The sequence below is a fragment of the Pseudomonas sp. H3_C08 genome, assembly GCF_054669455.1.
This window is the reverse complement of sequence record NZ_CP162803.1, coordinates 396,722-411,612: the sequence shown is the minus strand read 5'-3', so window position 1 is coordinate 411,612 and position 14,891 is coordinate 396,722. Positions and strand designations below refer to the sequence as shown.

Annotated in this window: 18 protein-coding genes; 12 read left to right on the top strand and 6 right to left on the bottom strand. The window is 58.7% G+C overall.

The window, feature by feature from the left end; translation table 11 throughout:
• Positions 1-39 precede the first annotated feature (39 nt).
• From speB to AB4N74_RS01985, 6 genes are all read left to right on the top strand, one after another.
• Positions 40-990 carry an agmatinase gene (gene speB, locus AB4N74_RS02010; protein ID WP_003222717.1) on the top strand — a complete coding sequence of 317 codons (951 nt, stop codon included), beginning with the start codon at positions 40-42 and terminating at the stop codon, positions 988-990.
• A 10-nt stretch (positions 991-1,000) separates the two neighbouring features.
• On the top strand, positions 1,001-1,423 hold the full coding sequence (locus AB4N74_RS02005; RefSeq protein WP_099758303.1) for a YybH family protein: 423 nt from the start codon (positions 1,001-1,003) through the stop codon (positions 1,421-1,423).
• A 55-nt stretch (positions 1,424-1,478) separates the two neighbouring features.
• Positions 1,479-2,981: a purine-cytosine permease family protein gene (locus AB4N74_RS02000; protein WP_460098058.1), complete on the top strand. Its 1,503-nt coding sequence runs from the start codon at positions 1,479-1,481 to the stop codon at positions 2,979-2,981.
• A 177-nt stretch (positions 2,982-3,158) separates the two neighbouring features.
• Positions 3,159-4,538 carry a sodium:solute symporter family protein gene (locus tag AB4N74_RS01995; protein WP_093438031.1) on the top strand — a complete coding sequence of 460 codons (1,380 nt, stop codon included), beginning with the start codon at positions 3,159-3,161 and terminating at the stop codon, positions 4,536-4,538.
• 86 nt (positions 4,539-4,624) lie between these two features.
• Complete coding sequence (locus tag AB4N74_RS01990; RefSeq protein ID WP_093438035.1) at positions 4,625-5,350, top strand: MBL fold metallo-hydrolase; 726 nt, start codon at positions 4,625-4,627, stop codon at positions 5,348-5,350.
• A 43-nt stretch (positions 5,351-5,393) separates the two neighbouring features.
• Positions 5,394-5,642, top strand: a complete 249-nt coding sequence (locus AB4N74_RS01985) for a phosphopantetheine-containing protein (RefSeq protein WP_034153223.1) — start codon at positions 5,394-5,396, stop codon at positions 5,640-5,642.
• A gap of 103 nt (positions 5,643-5,745) precedes the next feature.
• Here AB4N74_RS01985 and AB4N74_RS01980 read toward each other — a convergent pair whose 3' ends face one another.
• Positions 5,746-5,874 (bottom strand): PA1414 family protein, encoded by a 129-nt coding sequence (locus AB4N74_RS01980; protein WP_007914492.1) that lies wholly within the window; start codon positions 5,872-5,874, stop codon positions 5,746-5,748.
• A gap of 142 nt (positions 5,875-6,016) precedes the next feature.
• On the bottom strand, positions 6,017-6,910 hold the full coding sequence (ptrR, locus tag AB4N74_RS01975) for a putrescine utilization regulator PtrR (RefSeq protein ID WP_460098057.1): 894 nt from the start codon (positions 6,908-6,910) through the stop codon (positions 6,017-6,019).
• Positions 6,911-7,014: 104 nt separating this feature from the next.
• On the opposite strand from ptrR, the gene AB4N74_RS01970 reads away from it, so the two are divergent.
• A complete protein-coding gene (locus AB4N74_RS01970) occupies positions 7,015-8,196 on the top strand; it encodes an MFS transporter (RefSeq protein ID WP_460098056.1) in 1,182 nt (393 codons plus the stop codon).
• Here AB4N74_RS01970 and AB4N74_RS01965 read toward each other — a convergent pair.
• The 3 genes from AB4N74_RS01965 to AB4N74_RS01955 form a co-directional block, all read right to left on the bottom strand.
• Positions 8,141-9,073: a DMT family transporter gene (locus AB4N74_RS01965; RefSeq protein WP_460098055.1), complete on the bottom strand. Its 933-nt coding sequence runs from the start codon at positions 9,071-9,073 to the stop codon at positions 8,141-8,143. The two genes, AB4N74_RS01970 and AB4N74_RS01965, sit on opposite strands and share 56 nt — an antisense overlap.
• Positions 9,074-9,314: 241 nt before the next feature.
• The gene (locus AB4N74_RS01960) at positions 9,315-9,719 is read right to left on the bottom strand and encodes a DUF2177 family protein (protein WP_460098054.1); all 405 of its coding nucleotides are present in this window, start codon (positions 9,717-9,719) and stop codon (positions 9,315-9,317) included.
• A 46-nt stretch (positions 9,720-9,765) separates the two neighbouring features.
• Positions 9,766-10,602, bottom strand: coding sequence for a CvfB family protein (locus tag AB4N74_RS01955; RefSeq protein WP_093438054.1), 837 nt, complete (start codon positions 10,600-10,602; stop codon positions 9,766-9,768).
• Between the two features lie 340 nt (positions 10,603-10,942).
• Here AB4N74_RS01955 and AB4N74_RS01950 point away from each other — a divergent pair, with 340 nt between their 5' ends.
• The 3 genes from AB4N74_RS01950 (at position 10,943) to AB4N74_RS01940 (ending at position 13,001) form a co-directional block, all read left to right on the top strand.
• Positions 10,943-11,131, top strand: coding sequence for a hypothetical protein (locus AB4N74_RS01950; RefSeq protein ID WP_170844885.1), 189 nt, complete (start codon positions 10,943-10,945; stop codon positions 11,129-11,131).
• A 205-nt stretch (positions 11,132-11,336) separates the two neighbouring features.
• Positions 11,337-12,053, top strand: coding sequence for a TorF family putative porin (locus tag AB4N74_RS01945; protein WP_093438058.1), 717 nt, complete (start codon positions 11,337-11,339; stop codon positions 12,051-12,053).
• Positions 12,054-12,131: 78 nt separating this feature from the next.
• Positions 12,132-13,001 carry a DUF6279 family lipoprotein gene (locus AB4N74_RS01940; RefSeq protein ID WP_427118731.1) on the top strand — a complete coding sequence of 290 codons (870 nt, stop codon included), beginning with the start codon at positions 12,132-12,134 and terminating at the stop codon, positions 12,999-13,001.
• Between the two features lie 122 nt (positions 13,002-13,123).
• Here AB4N74_RS01940 and AB4N74_RS01935 read toward each other — a convergent pair whose 3' ends face one another.
• Positions 13,124-13,516, bottom strand: a complete 393-nt coding sequence (locus tag AB4N74_RS01935) for a transcriptional regulator (protein WP_093438066.1) — start codon at positions 13,514-13,516, stop codon at positions 13,124-13,126.
• Positions 13,517-13,690: 174 nt separating this feature from the next.
• Between AB4N74_RS01935 and AB4N74_RS01930 the strand changes: the two genes are divergently transcribed.
• Both AB4N74_RS01930 and AB4N74_RS01925 read left to right on the top strand, forming a co-directional pair.
• Positions 13,691-14,425: a DUF899 domain-containing protein gene (locus tag AB4N74_RS01930; RefSeq protein ID WP_093438069.1), complete on the top strand. Its 735-nt coding sequence runs from the start codon at positions 13,691-13,693 to the stop codon at positions 14,423-14,425.
• A gap of 106 nt (positions 14,426-14,531) precedes the next feature.
• Positions 14,532-14,807 (top strand): hypothetical protein, encoded by a 276-nt coding sequence (locus AB4N74_RS01925; RefSeq protein WP_093438074.1) that lies wholly within the window; start codon positions 14,532-14,534, stop codon positions 14,805-14,807.
• The last annotated feature ends 84 nt before the right edge of the window (positions 14,808-14,891 follow it).

Below are 14,891 nucleotides of genomic sequence, written 5' to 3'. Positions count from 1 at the left end.
CGCCGACATAAATAAAACAAAGACGATGAGGCCTTACCCGTGGACAAGATTCTTCACCAACCACTGGGCGGCAACGAAATGCCGCGCTTCGGCGGCATCGCCACCATGCTCCGACTCCCCCATGTACCGACCGCTGCCGGCCTGGACGCTGCCTTCGTTGGCGTGCCACTGGACATCGGTACTTCGCTGCGCCCCGGCACCCGCTTCGGGCCACGCGACATCCGCACCGAATCGGTGATGATCCGCCCGTACAACATGGCCACTGGCGCAGCGCCGTTCGACTCGCTGTCGGTCGCCGACATCGGTGACGTGGCGATCAACACCTTCAACCTGCTCGACGCCGTGCGCATCATCGAAGAAGCCTACGACAACATCCTCGAGCACAACGTGATCCCGATGACCCTGGGTGGCGACCACACCATCACCCTGCCGATCCTGCGTGCGATTCATAAGAAGCACGGCAAGGTCGGTCTGGTGCACATCGATGCCCACGCTGACGTCAACGATCACATGTTCGGCGAGAAAATCGCCCACGGTACGACCTTCCGTCGCGCTGTCGAAGAAGGTCTTCTGGACTGCGACCGCGTGGTGCAAATTGGTTTGCGTGCGCAGGGTTACACCGCTGATGACTTCAACTGGAGCCGCGATCAGGGCTTCCGCGTTGTTCAAGCCGAAGAGTGCTGGCACAAGTCGCTGGCGCCACTGATGGCCGAGGTGCGCGAGAAAGTCGGCGGCGGTCCGGTGTATCTGAGCTTCGACATCGACGGCATCGATCCGGCCTGGGCACCGGGCACCGGCACCCCGGAAATCGGTGGTCTGACGACCATTCAGGCGATTGAAATCGTTCGCGGCTGCCAAGGCCTCGACCTGATCGGTTGCGATCTGGTAGAAGTCTCGCCCGCTTATGACACCACCGGCAACACCTCGCTGCTGGCCGCCAACCTGCTGTACGAAATGCTCTGCGTACTGCCTGGCGTGGTCCATCGCTGAGGGTCGGGTCATGAACGAACGTGATCAGGTTCTGCAAGCGGCCGCCGATCTGGTGTCCGCCTTTGCCCGTAACGATCGCGAAGCTTACTTCGGCGCCTTCAGCGCCGATGCGAGTTTCGTTTTCTACACCCTCGAACAGCCGCTGCTGTCGCGCGATGCCTATCAGGCCTTGTGGGACAGCTGGCGCGCCGAGGATGGCTTCGAGGTGCTTGCGTGCACGTCGAGCAACGCCTTCGTCAGCCTGCAAGGTGATGTGGCGATTTTCATCCATGACGTGGCCACCGAGCTGCGCATGCAAGGGGAGCAACACTTCAGCCAGGAGCGCGAGACGATTGTTTTCAAGAAACAAGCGTCGAGCCTAGAACAACAAGGCCATTGGCTGGCCTGCCACGAACATTTGTCCGCAATGCCGGAAGGGCTGCCATCCCCTTAGCCAAGACAGGTGACGCTCACGCACGATGAGCGCGCCTTTATGATCGGAGCAGATCATGAATAACAACAACAACGACCAAAGCCTTACGCAAATTGAAACCCACGGGGTCGAACAGATCCCGGACCACGAACGCAGCGCAGGCCCGACGGACTTGTTCCGGATGATCTTCGGTGGTTCGAATACCTTTGCCACCGCCGTGCTCGGCAGTTTCCCGGTGCTGTTCGGTCTGTCTTTTCAGGCCGGCGTCTGGGCGATTGTGTCGGGCGTGCTGCTTGGCTCGCTGATCCTCGCACCGATGGGCCTGTTCGGCCCGATCAACGGCACCAACAATGCCGTGTCGTCGGGTGCGCATTTCGGCGTGCATGGGCGCATCGTCGGTTCGTTCCTGTCGCTGTTGACCGCTATCGCGTTTTTCTCGCTCTCGGTGTGGAGTTCGGGGGATGCGCTGATCGGTGGTGCGAAACGCTTGATCGGTCTGCCGGAAACCGACCTGACTCTGGGCCTGGCCTACGGTCTGTTCGCGATTCTGGTGCTGACCGTGTGCATCTACGGCTTCCGCTTTTTGCTGTGGGTGAACAAGATCGCAGTGTGGAGCGCCAGCCTGTTGTTCCTGCTGGGCATCTTCGCCTTCGCCGGTCCTTTCGATGTGAACTACGCCGGTACGGTGAGCCTCGGTCAGCCAGGCTTCTGGGCCGCGTTCATCGGCGCCGCGCTGGTAGCCATGAGCAACCCGATTTCCTTCGGCGCGTTCCTCGGCGACTGGTCGCGCTACATCCCGCGTGACACCTCCAAACAACGGATCATGGCAGCGGTCGTGCTGTCGCAGATCGCCACGTTCATCCCGTTCCTGTTCGGCCTGGCCACCGCGACCATCGTCGCGATCAAGGCGCCGGACTACATCGCGGCGAACAACTATGTCGGTGGTTTGCTGGCGGTGTCGCCGAGCTGGTTCTTCCTGCCGGTGTGCCTGATTGCGGTGATCGGCGGCATGTCCACCGGCACCACTTCGCTGTATGGCACCGGGCTGGACATGTCCAGCGTATTCCCCCGCGTGCTCTCGCGAGTGAAAGCGACGCTGCTGATCGGCGTGCTGTCGATTGCCTTCATCTTCATCGGCCGTTTTGCGGCGAACCTGGTGCAGAGCGTGTCGACCTTCGCCGTGCTGATCATTACCTGCACCACGCCATGGATGGTGATCATGATCATCGGCCTCTTGGTGCGTCGCGGCTTCTACTGCCCGGATGACCTGCAAGTGTTCACCCGTGGCGAACAGGGCGGACGCTACTGGTTCAGCCACGGCTGGAACTGGCGCGGTCTGGGCGCATGGATCCCGAGCGCGGCGGTCGGTTTGTGCTTCGTCAATTTGCCGGGGCAGTTCGTCGGTCCGCTGGGTGAAATGGCCGGCGGCATCGACATCAGTTTGCCGGTGACCCTGGGCCTGGCTTCGGTGGTGTACCTGACGCTGCTGAGCCTGTTCCCGGAACCGCGCGAAGTGTTCGGCCCGAAGGATGCCCGGCGTGAAGCCGCAGTAAAACCTCAACTGCGTCAGGCCGCCTGACGCAGATCCCCTGTGGGAGCGAGCCTGCTCGCGAAAGCAATCTTTCAGTCACTTCTTTGTTGAATGTGCTGACGCCTTCGTCGGATCGCCGCCCGGAGCAGGCTCGCTCCCACAGTGGGCAGCCTTGCTGAACCAAATTTGTTTCAACATAAAAAAGACAATCGGAGACACGCCATCATGGCTTTGGATTTATTCGTCGTCCTCATCTACGCCGCCGGCATGCTCTTGCTTGGCTACTTCGGCATGCGCAAGGCCAAGACCAACGAGGACTTTCTCGTCGCCGGTCGTAACCTCGGCCCAAGCTTGTACATGGGCACCATGGCCGCGACTGTTCTGGGTGGCGCGTCGACCGTCGGCACCGTGCGCCTGGGCTACGTGCACGGCATCTCCGGTTTCTGGCTGTGTGCGGCACTGGGTTGCGGCATCGTTGCGCTGAACCTGTTCCTCGCCAAACCGCTGCTGAAACTGAAGATCTACACCGTTACCCAGGTCCTGGAAAAACGCTACAACCCGATGGCCCGCTCGGCGAGCGCGGCGATCATGCTGGCCTACGCACTGATGATCGGCGTGACCTCGATCCTGGCGATCGGCACCGTCCTGCAAGTGCTGTTCGGCCTGCCATTCTGGGTGTCGGTATTGCTCGGCGGTGGCGTGGTGGTGATCTACTCGGCGATCGGCGGTATGTGGTCGCTGACCCTGACCGACATCGTCCAGTTCATCATCAAGACCGTGGGCCTGATGTTCATCCTGTTGCCGATCTGCCTGTACCGCGTCGGCGGTTGGGACGAACTGGTGCTGAAACTGCCGGCGACTGCCTTCAGCTTCACCACCATCGGCTGGGACACGATCATCACCTACTTCATGATCTATTTCTTCGGCATCCTGATCGGTCAGGACATCTGGCAACGGGTGTTCACCGTCAAGACCGCCAAAGTCGCGCAATACGCCGGCAGCATCGCCGGTATCTACTGCATCATCTACGGCCTGGCCTGCGCGCTGATCGGCATGGCTGCACACGTGCTGATCCCGGATCTGGACAACGTCAACAACGCCTTTGCCGCCATCGTCAAACTGTCGCTGCCGGACGGCATCCGTGGCCTGGTGATCGCTGCAGCACTGGCGGCAATGATGTCCACCGCCAGCGCTGGCCTGCTCGCCGCCGCCACCACGCTGACAGAAGACCTGCTGCCAAAACTGCGTGGCGGCAAACAGTCGAGCCTTGGCATCAACCGTCTGTTCACCCTGCTGACCGGTGTCGTGGTGCTGGGTATTGCGCTGGTGGTAAATGACGTGATCAGCGCCCTCACCCTCGCCTACAACCTGTTGGTCGGCGGCATGCTGGTTCCGCTGATCGGTGCGATATTCTGGAAACGCGCAACCACCGCCGGCGCCATCGCCAGCATGGGCCTGGGTTTCGCCACCGCACTGCTGTTCATGTTCAAGGACGGTCTGGATGCCAATACGCCGATCTACTACAGCCTGGCGGTGGGTCTGGTGAGTTTTGTCGTGGTCAGCCTCGCCTCGCGCCGTCCTGTCTCGGTGGCCCGCGCGATCTAAGCTGAAACATAACGACTTGATGCTTTCTTCGACGAGTGTGGCGTCGGTTGCCACACTCGTTTTTTTACGCTTGGAGAAAAGTACCGATGAAGATCGTTTCTCGTGATCAGTGGTTTGAAGTGCAGCACCTGAGCGATGGCATTCGGTTGATTCACGAGCCGTATATCCGCCCGTTCTACCGCTGCAACCTCTGGCATGTGCAGGGCCGTGACAAAGACCTGCTGCTGGACAGCGGCTCAGGACTGGTCAGCCTGCGCGAACAGTTGCCGTGGATTACCGAGCGGCCACTGGTGGCAGTGGCCAGTCATTGCCATTTCGACCATATCGCCGGGCATCACGAATTTGCTGAACGGCTGGTGCATCCGGCCGAAGCGGACATTCTGGCCGCGCCGGATGGCGAAAACGACTTGAGCCGCGCTTTCGTTGGCGACGACATGTTCGAAGCGCATCCGGATTGCCCGTTGTGCTACGCCGAATACCGGGTCAAAGCCGCGCCGGCGACCGGGTTTGTCGAGGACGGTGATGTGCTCGATCTGGGTAATCGCACGCTGCAGGTGCTGCATACACCGGGGCATTCGCCGGGCGGCATCAGCCTGTATGAGGCGGCGACTGAAACGCTGTTCAGCGGCGACATCATTTACGATGGGCCGCTGATCGAAGACGCCTACCACTCCAATCTTGAGGATTACGCCGCCAGCCTGCGACGTTTGCAGGCGTTGCCGATTCGCACGGTGCATGGCGGACATTTCGGCAGTTTTTCCGGGGAGCATTTGCGTTCGATGATTGACGAGTGGTTGCGCGGCCACGTCTGAGGCCTGCTTCACTCAAGCACAACAACAATCAGAAATATCTGCCATGAGAAGAGCTGCCGTGCGTGCCGCCGTGCACCGATATATCCGGCGTCTGTTGGAAACCCGCGAATTCAACGACAACACCAGCCTTGTGCAACTGGGCCTGGAGAAAGCCGATATAGAAGATTTGATCTTTCATCTGGAAGATGAATTCGGTCTGACGGCGTTTACCGCCGAGGAAGACCGCATGCTCAAGACCGCGAAGACCGCGAATGACTTGAGCCGGTTTTTACTGGAGATCGGCCGTCATTAAAAGCAAAAGATCGCAGCCTGCGGCAGCTCCTGCATTAATCCGTGCAGGAGCTGCCGCAGGCTGCGATCTCTTGATCGGAATCCTTTGATCTCGGATCGGGGGCTTACCGGCGCCGTTGTTGACGGCGGCGCTGCTCGTCATCGGTGCGGATCGGGACAGGTTGCAGAGGCGGTTCGATCAAGCCAAGGGCAACACCCAAGTCGTGCAGCCAGTTTTGAATTTTCTCTTTCATCGTCATGCCCCCTTCAGGGTGGTGCTGAGCGGCCGGAATTCTGAGGCCGCTTCGCACTGATAATAGTCCGAAGTCCTACGTAATGCTCGGCCAAATCCGCAATGATCTGTTACTGAATTGAACAGAATATGCCGCCATTGGTTCAGGCTGTTTCTCGGGTTTCAATCTGAGCCGCAGGATAGACAGCCTGCTGCACCTCGATCCAGGCATTGAGGTTGGCGCCGACCATGCCCTTGCGCCACATGAGCCACGTTGTCGCACCCACAAATGGCTGGGCCAATGGATGCACCGCGACGCTGTCACGCCCCGGCAGACTGGCCAGCATCGACTCCGACATCAGCGCCACGCCACTGCCGGCAATCACACAGGCGAGCATGCCTTGATACGACTCGATCTCCATCGCCCGGCCCATAGTCGCGTGATAGTGCGAAAACCACGCCTCCAGGCGCATGCGGTAGGAACAGCCGCGACGAAAGGTGAACACCGAACGCCCTTCAACATCCCGCGCGCTGCGCACCGGCGGATGATCGATTTCAGTGATCAACACCAACCGCTCCTCGCACAACGGCACGCCGTCGAGCCCGGCGAGTTCCAGCGGGCCGTCGACCAACGCGGCATCAAGGCGCCCGGTGAGCAACCCCTCCAGCAACTCGCCACTCGGTGCTGACTGCACTTGCAGATTCACCGCTGGATAGCGCTTGTGATACTGCGCCAGCAGCGCCGGCAGATGAATCGCCGCCGTGCTGTACATGGTGCCCAGAGCGAAGTCACCGGCGGGTTTGCCGCCCATCACCGCCGCACTGGCCTGATCGCGCAGGGCGAAGAGTTTACCGGTGTAGTCCAGCAGGACTTTTCCTGCAGGCGACAGTTGCAAACGCTGACGCTCACGGACGAATAACTCGACACCGAGCTGCTCCTCCAGTTGCTTGAGTCGGGTCGATAGATTCGATGGCACGCGGTGCAGGCGTTCCGCAGCGCGGGTGATGGAACCTTCCTCGGCCACGGCCTGGAAGATCCGTAGTTGGCTGAATTCCACAACCTTTCTCCAGAACAGAACAAGTTACTCACTATTATTCAATTTTAAAGAAAGTCAATCAGTCCTAGCCTGACGGTCATTGATCCTTCAAAGGAATCCCGACCATGTCGCCGCTTATTCGCTTATCTGCCTGCTTCGTGGCCCTGATGATGGCCATGGGCATCGGACGTTTCGCTCTCACCCCGCAAATGCCGCACCTGCTCAGCGAAGGTCAGATCGACCTGACAGCCGCTGGTCTGATTGCAGCGGCCAACTACCTCGGTTACTTGCTCGGCGCGGTGGACGCGATGTTCGCCCATCGCCCGCAACAGGTTCAGCGGCGCCTGCACGGTGGCTTGTGGCTGTGTGTGCTGCTGACCCTGGCATCGTTCTGGGCCGATGGTTTTTGGTCGCACCTGGTGCTGCGCTTCGGCACCGGGGTGGCGAGTGCCTGGGTGCTGGTGATGATCACGACTTTAAGCCAACCGTTGGCTGCGGCAGCGGGTCGTCCACGTTTGGGCGCACTGGTATTCGCCGGACCGGGTTTAGGGATTTTTCTGACAGGATTGTTGGCACTGGTCTCACATCTGCTCAACCAGACTTCCGCGACGTTGTGGCTGATTTACGCAGCGGCTGCGTTGGTGATGATGCTGGGGGTCTGGCGACTGCTGCCTAAGCCCGTCGCAACGGCTGCGGTTGCAGTGGCGGCAGGCAATCCATCGAATCGCGGCATCGGGCGGCTGGCCGTGATTTATGCGCTGTACGGCGTCGGCTACATCATTCCCGCGACCTTCCTGTCGCAGATGGCCACTGGGCAATTTCACGGACAATGGCAGGCGGACTTGTTCTGGCCGTGCTTCGGTCTGGCCGCGGCGCTTGGCGTGTTGCTGGTGAGTCTACGGCGTCACGATCCCGAAACGACGCGCCACTGGTTGATGGCGACGTTGTGGCTGCAAGCGGCCGGTGTCTTTGCCTGCCTGCTCGGCAGTGGCCTGGGCCTCGCACTGGGCGTGATCCTCTGTGGCACACCGTTCCTCGCCTGCATGCAACTGGTCATGCAACGCTCGCGGGAACTGGCGCCGCATGCCACCCAACGCAATGCCGGCATGCTCACCGCGTGCTTCGCCGTCGGCCAACTCAGCGGCCCGTTGCTGGCGGCGTTGAGCAGCCATTTCAGCGGCGGTTTGCAGCCAGCACTGGTCACCGCCGGCAGCGGATTGTTGATTGCCGGCGGTCTGGCGATGCAATCGACTAGCGCTGGCCCAGCGCTTTGCGCAAACGCCGACGCAGCCACTGCTCGGCGCTGACAAAAGTGATGCCGAGCAGCACCAGCACCGCGCCGATGATGAAGTTCAGGCTTAACGCTTCGCCGAGCAAAATCACCCCGAAGGTAACGCCAAACAGCGGTGTCATGAACGAGAACACCGCCAGATTGGCCGCCAGATACCGGCGCAACAACCAGAACCAGATCAGGTAACTGAAGAACGACACCACCAGGCCCTGGAACAACACGCTGGCCACCGCCACGGTGGTCAGGCTGACGTGGGTGATCTGGCCGCTGAACAGCGCAATCAAGAGCAGCCCGATGAAGCCGACGATCAATTGATAGAACAGGGTCAGCGTCACCGGTGCTTCCGACAGACGCGAAGCGCGCACTACCACCGTGGTCGCGCCCCAACAGGCACCAGCCAATACGCCAAAGGCATCGCCGAGCAGCATGCGCCGGTCGAGGTTGTCCCACGACACACCGCCGGCAAAGGCAATCGCGATGCCGATGAAGGCGAGCAGGATGCCAAGCCATTGCAGCGGCCGCAGTCGCTCACTGGCCAGCAGAAAGTGCACACCCAACGCGGTGAAAATCGGTGCGGTGTAGAGGAACACCGACATGTGCGCAGCAGTGGTCAGTTGCAAGCCTTCGGCGATGAAAAAAAACTCCAGACCAAACAGCGCACCGGCCAGTAAGCCACCGCGCCAGGTCGTACCGACCTGATCCCAGCCGCCTTTCCAGCAGATCAGCAAACCGACCAGCAACGCGGAAATTCCCGAGCGCCCCGCCGCTTGCATAACCGGTGCGATGTCCGCTGCGGCCCACTTGATCATCACCTGTTGCACGCCCCAGATCAGGCAGAGGCCGATCATCACTTGCAGGGCAAAACTGTCGGCATTGCGCCGCTCGACACTCACCGCAACACCTCGAATACACACAACATGGCAGGCCATCCAATGGTCAGAAAATAGTGTCGAGGATTATCAATGACTCGAGCGCAAAAAGCCGTCTGGAAAAGACATTTTGTGCTTCATTGGCGCCAGTGGTGAATGGCTGTCGGCTACGCCGTCATTCGCGAACGAGCTCGCTCCCACTTTGGAATGCGTTCGCCTGTGGGAGCGAGCCTGCTCGCGAAGAGGCCGGCATTGCCAACCCAGATTACCGATCAGATATGCCAAACCGTTTAGCCAACAAAAACCCGACGCTACAAGCCAGAGCAGTAGCAAACGTCCCCCACGCCCAATCCATCAGCGTCACCTGCACCGACCAGCCGCGCAACGTCGCCCAATTGGTCAGGTCATAGGTGCCATAAGCCACCAGTCCCAACAACGCGCCCCGCTTCGCCGCCCACTGCCAGGTCGCCGCCGGCAACACCACAAACACCACGCTGCCAAAAACATACAGGCAATAAAAAACCGCTGCAGGAATCAGCAGCGGTTTTTCGAGCATCAGCGGGCCGAGCAGTTCGCGATAGGTCGGCGCCATCAACAGGCCGAGCCAGATACCGTCGAGCAATAAAAACATCACCAGTGTGGCGACGTAGGCAATCAGCGTTTTTTTCATCGACCCGATCTCGTGTGTGTCCCATGCAAGATGGGCCACCCAAGGCTCAGGTTAGTTCAATGCGATCAGCATGAATAACGATCTTGCCTTCCTTGTACAGCGAGCCGATCGCCTTCTTGAAGTTGCCTTTGCTGACGCCAAACAGGCTGCTGATCAACGCTGGATCGCTCTTGTCGCTGACCGGCAACGTGCCGCTGTTGTCACGCAACTTGGCGAGGATCTTCGAGTTCAGGCTGCTGGCAGCTTCCTGGCCAACCGGTTGCAGGCTCAGGGCGATCTTGCCGTCGGCACGCACTTCCTTGATGTAGCCCTTCTCAAGCATGCCGGCGCGCATGAACTTGAAGATCTCATTCTTGTGAATCAGACCCCAGTGCTTGTTGTTGATGATCGCCTTGAAGCCCATGTCGGTGGCTTCGGCAACCAGCAGATCAACTTCCTGACCCTGACTGTAATTGGCCGGAGTCTTGTCGAGGTAGCGATCCAGTCGCGCAGTGGCGGTGATACGGCGGGTGTGCTTGTCGAGGTAGACATGCACCACGCAGTATTCGCCGGCGGTCATCTGGCGCTTCTCTTCGGAATACGGCAGCAACAGATCCTTCGGCAGCCCCCAATCGAGGAACACACCGATGCTGTTGACTTCAACGACTTTCAGACTGGCAAATTCGCCGACCTGCACTTTCGGTTTTTCCGTGGTGGCGAGAAGTTTGTCTTCGCTGTCCAGATAAACAAAAACGTTGAGCCAATCTTCATCTTCGGTCGGAATATCTTTCGGGATATAACGATTAGGCAAAAGAATCTCGCCATCGGCACCGCCATCCAGATATAAACCGAAGTTAGTGTGTTTAACCACTTGCAAACTGTTGTAACGCCCGACTAAAGCCATTTCCAGAACCCTCATTGCGTGGGCGGCATTCTACCCGTTTTTATCGTGGCCGTCGGGTGACAGATCGGCACGCTTGTGAAACCGGTTCAACACCTTGATTTTCCTCGGGCGCAGCCGGGCCGAGGTGCCGCTCGTCAGACAGGCACGAACGCTCATGACTGAATATTTCAATGCACGCGCACATAAATGTTGTTATTTAAAACAGTAGGTTAGCCGGATATTTCGAATATTGGATCGAGAATAATGCAGCAATGCGGTTGGTTATTCCGGGGGATATTTACCAAGCAATTGTCAAGTTATTCCTGTACGATGCCTGGCCGAGTTACTTTTCTACAGGTTAATGGCCGCCATGCGTGTAAAAGCATCCTCCAGCAAAGCAAAGCCAGCTCCAGCCGTTGAAACCAGCGAATCGATCAACGATCAGATTGCAGCGTTTCTCAAGTCTGGTGGCGAGATCCAGCAAATTGCCAAAGGCGTCAGTGGCCAGACATTCGGCCCGTCCAAGCAGATCAGCCTGGGCAAGAAGTAACACCGGTTTTACACCCGTCCAGAGGCGCTTTGAGCTTTGAAGCGCCTGGACTGGCACCGCGTAACCTCCCTCCTTTTTAAACAAAATTCCTTGTGAATCGACGAACGGCCTTCAATGCCGATCATTCGCCGGTATCCTTGCACGCGTCTAGATCAAGCGTTTCAGCAGGCCCGCATTCCTGCGCTCGCTGTTCATGGAGTGACGCATGCGCAAATCTTCCTGTTTATTGCTCGTAAGCCTGATAGTCGGCTCGACCGCGCACGCGCAGATTTTCCAGCGTGAACTCGGCGACTTCGATCTCAAACTCGGTACCACGCCCACGCGCAGCATGGCTCAAGGCCTGGTCAAACCGGCAGCCGTCGGTTCGTTCCATGGCGGCCTCGACCTGAGCCACGACAGCGGCCTCTATGTCGGCCAGTACGCACCGAGCATGGGCATCTCGCCGGGAAAGAACCTCGAGATCGACTCCTACGTCGGATTTAAACAACCTTTCGATCAGACCCTCGGCTATGAAGTCGGCATGATCCACTACAGCTATCCCAAGGTAGACACTCTCGACAGCCAGGAGCTGTTCGGTGGCCTGACCTTGCTCGGTAGTCGTTTCGGCGTGGCCTTCAGCAATGACCCGGATAAACAGAACAACACGTTGTTTGCCGATCTTGGCGGCAACCAGCCATTCGGCATCGGCGTCAGCATGAAATACACCACCCACCAACTGAACACGCCAGTGGCCGTGGACGGTGGTTATGTCGGCAGTTTTACCGATTGGTCGGTGAAATTGTCGCGACCGTTCATGGGCGTCGACCTCGATCTGATCTACAGCGACTCCAGTCTGAGCGGCAGCGATTGTTCGGCCTACTCCGGGCACAACAGCGAGTGCGACGGCCTCGTCACCCTCAAGGCTGCGCGCGCGTTCTATTGATCGGCTGAACTGCCGGGTTCATTCTGCGTTCACATAGGAATCAGTTCCTCGAAGCCAGGCTCACGCAAGGATTCGCCCATGTCTCGCTGGTTCAAACAGATCGCCGCGCTACTGATCTTCACCCTCGCCCTCGGCGCTTGCAGCCGTGTCGGTCTGGCCTATCGCAACCTCGACGTGATCATTCCATGGACGCTCAGCGACTATCTGGACATGAACGGCGAGCAGAAAGACTGGTTCAACGAACGCCTCAAGGACCACCTGAGCTGGCATTGCACCACGCAATTGCCGGGCTATCTGGACTGGCTTGATCGCCTGCAGACCATGGTCGAATCCAATCAGGTCACCGATGCCGCGCTACAGGCGCGCACTACGGAAGCCAAGCAGGCGATTGCCGAAACCGCTCGAGAGATCACCCCGTCGGCGATCGAGTTGCTGCAAGGGCTGGATGACAAGCAAGTGGCCGAGATGAATGATGCGTTTGCCAAGGATCTGCGCAAGCGTCAGCAGGAATACCTCAAGCCGCCGCTTGATCAGCAAATTGCCGAGCGCGGCGCACGCATGGTTAAACGCTTGAATGACTGGCTCGGCCCCTTGAGCGCCACCCAGGAACAGCGGGTTATGGCGTGGTCGACCGCGCTGGGCGATCAGTACACCCAATGGATCGCCAATCGCGCCCATTGGCAGAAGCAATTCAGTGCAGCTGTCGCACAACGCAAAAGTCCCGAATTCCCACAGAGAATCGAGACGCTTCTGGTCAATCGCGAGAGTTTATGGACAGCCGATTACCGCAAGGCCTTCGCCGAAACTGAAGCGCAGGGACGCTCTCTGGCGGGGGACTTGATGGCCGAAAGTACGCCGCAACAGCGTCAGCGGTTGTTGAAGAAGATCGAAGGGGTGCGCAAAGACTTCAACGACCTAAAATGCCTCAAGGCCGCGCAAAAAACCTGAAGACACCTACATCCAATTGTAGGAGTGAGCCTGCTCGCGATAGCGGTATTCCAGTCAACATTGATGTCACTGGAAGACCGCTATCGCGAGCAGGCTCACTCCTACAGGGGATCTGCGTAAACTCAGGCGATCTGGGCTTTAGAAGCCACTTCCTCAAAGGTCGCCTCGGCCAGCGCATCCTCTTGCTCATCCAGCACCTGACGCGGGTGATCGTTGCCAGGAATGCTGCTGTCGATCAGGCTCAGCAGGCTGGAACCGCGAGGCGTCAGAACAAAATTGTTTCCCGTGCTGCCCTCCTCATCCGGACGCGGTGCGATGTAGCCGCGCAACAGCAGCAACCGTTCATAATCGCAGGCCAGCGTTTTCAGATGATCCAGATTCTCGATCGGCTCGCCGGCGCTGGCTTTCGCCGCCGCATAGTCTTCGGCGTAGGCCCGAGGGGCAAAACTGTGGCCGGCACTGTTCTGCACTTCATGCAGCAAGCGTTCAATCAAATCCCAATTATATTTCGTCATCCTGATACAACCTCCGGTGCGCGTGATTTATGGCGCGTTCATAGGTTGTGACCGGAGTGGCTGTCAGCCGTTCAGCCGCATTTCCCGAGCCGACCGACCGGCGGTCTGTCGATTTCCCTACGGGTTAAACGACTAGTCTGAAAGGCCGGTTTCAACCCCGCAGGAGAAATCATCATGAACGTTGAGAATCATCCGGTGGTATCGCGCGAAGAATGGCTCGCCGCCCGTAAGCAGCATCTGGCCCATGAGAAAGCTTTCACCAAGGAACGCGATCGCCTCAGCGCCGAGCGTCGAGCCTTACCATGGGTGAAGGTCGACAAGGACTACCACTTCCAGGGTCCGAACGGCGAGTTGAAATTGGCTGACCTGTTTGGCAAACACAGCCAATTGGTGGTTTACCACTTCATGTTTGCCAAGGACTGGGAGGAAGGTTGCCAGGGTTGCTCGTTCCTCAGCGACCACATTGATGGCGCCAACCAGCATCTGGCTCATCACGACATCGCGGTGGTAGCTGTGTCCCATGCGCCCTTCAACGAATTCCAGGCGTTTAAACAACGGATGGGCTGGAAGTTTGACTGGGTGTCGTCAGAGGGTTGCGACTTCAACTATGACTTCGGCGTTTGTGCCCGGGCTGAGGATGTCGCGGCGGGAAAGGCTACGTACAACTACGAAAAGACTGACAGTGCTGAGGAGGAAATGCCGGGGTTGAGTGTGTTTTATCGCGATGAGGCCGGGGAGATTTTCCACACCTACTCGACCTACGCTCGCGGTCTCGACATGCTGGTCTGCGCCTATAACTACCTCGACCTCACGCCCAAGGGCAGGAATGAAGACGAGATCATGGAGTGGGTGCGACATCACGATCGCTATGAGCTAGCGACAAAATCCAGTTGCTGCCACGGTAAATGAAAGCCTTTTGTGGGAGCGAGCTTGCTCGCGCCCATAGAGTCTGAACTTTTCGCCAGTTTCGCCGCTCAACCGGTTAACCCGCCTTAACCGGAACTGAGGCCTGCCCATGAAAACCCTGATCAAGCTCACCCTCGCCGCCACCTTGGCCTGCGCCCTGCCCGTCTGGGCCTGCACGCCGGAGGAAGCCACCGAAAAGCGCGAACAACTGGCCAAGGAAGTCGCCAAGCTCACCGAACAGAATCCGGCCAAGGCCAAGGAGATCAACGCCGAGTTGCAGAAGATGGATCTGGGCACGGCCAGTGCCGATCTGCCGGATAAATGTCAGTTGATTGATCAGCGGTTGAAAGAGTTGGGCACGGCGGAGAAAAAAGCGGAAAGCTAAAAGCCAGATCAAAAGATCGCAGCTTGCGGCAGCTCCTACATCGATCCCTGTAGGAACGGCCGAAGGCTGCGATCTTTTGCTTAT

What these genes read in the sequence shown, in the direction of transcription:
- AB4N74_RS01990 (WP_093438035.1), top strand. Translation starts at nt 4,625, where the DNA reads ATGAAGATCGTTTCTCGTGATCAGTGGTTTGAAGTGCAGCACCTGAGC.
- AB4N74_RS01945 (WP_093438058.1), top strand. Translation starts at nt 11,337, where the DNA reads ATGCGCAAATCTTCCTGTTTATTGCTCGTAAGCCTGATAGTCGGCTCG.
- AB4N74_RS01960 (WP_460098054.1), bottom strand. Translation starts at nt 9,719, where the DNA reads ATGAAAAAAACGCTGATTGCCTACGTCGCCACACTGGTGATGTTTTTA.
- AB4N74_RS01995 (WP_093438031.1), top strand. Translation starts at nt 3,159, where the DNA reads ATGGCTTTGGATTTATTCGTCGTCCTCATCTACGCCGCCGGCATGCTC.
- AB4N74_RS01930 (WP_093438069.1), top strand. Translation starts at nt 13,691, where the DNA reads ATGAACGTTGAGAATCATCCGGTGGTATCGCGCGAAGAATGGCTCGCC.
- AB4N74_RS01935 (WP_093438066.1), bottom strand. Translation starts at nt 13,516, where the DNA reads ATGACGAAATATAATTGGGATTTGATTGAACGCTTGCTGCATGAAGTG.
- AB4N74_RS01985 (WP_034153223.1), top strand. Translation starts at nt 5,394, where the DNA reads ATGAGAAGAGCTGCCGTGCGTGCCGCCGTGCACCGATATATCCGGCGT.
- AB4N74_RS01940 (WP_427118731.1), top strand. Translation starts at nt 12,132, where the DNA reads ATGTCTCGCTGGTTCAAACAGATCGCCGCGCTACTGATCTTCACCCTC.
- AB4N74_RS02000 (WP_460098058.1), top strand. Translation starts at nt 1,479, where the DNA reads ATGAATAACAACAACAACGACCAAAGCCTTACGCAAATTGAAACCCAC.
- AB4N74_RS01955 (WP_093438054.1), bottom strand. Translation starts at nt 10,602, where the DNA reads ATGGCTTTAGTCGGGCGTTACAACAGTTTGCAAGTGGTTAAACACACT.
- AB4N74_RS01970 (WP_460098056.1), top strand. Translation starts at nt 7,015, where the DNA reads ATGTCGCCGCTTATTCGCTTATCTGCCTGCTTCGTGGCCCTGATGATG.
- AB4N74_RS01980 (WP_007914492.1), bottom strand. Translation starts at nt 5,874, where the DNA reads ATGAAAGAGAAAATTCAAAACTGGCTGCACGACTTGGGTGTTGCCCTT.
- AB4N74_RS01925 (WP_093438074.1), top strand. Translation starts at nt 14,532, where the DNA reads ATGAAAACCCTGATCAAGCTCACCCTCGCCGCCACCTTGGCCTGCGCC.
- AB4N74_RS02005 (WP_099758303.1), top strand. Translation starts at nt 1,001, where the DNA reads ATGAACGAACGTGATCAGGTTCTGCAAGCGGCCGCCGATCTGGTGTCC.
- AB4N74_RS01950 (WP_170844885.1), top strand. Translation starts at nt 10,943, where the DNA reads ATGGCCGCCATGCGTGTAAAAGCATCCTCCAGCAAAGCAAAGCCAGCT.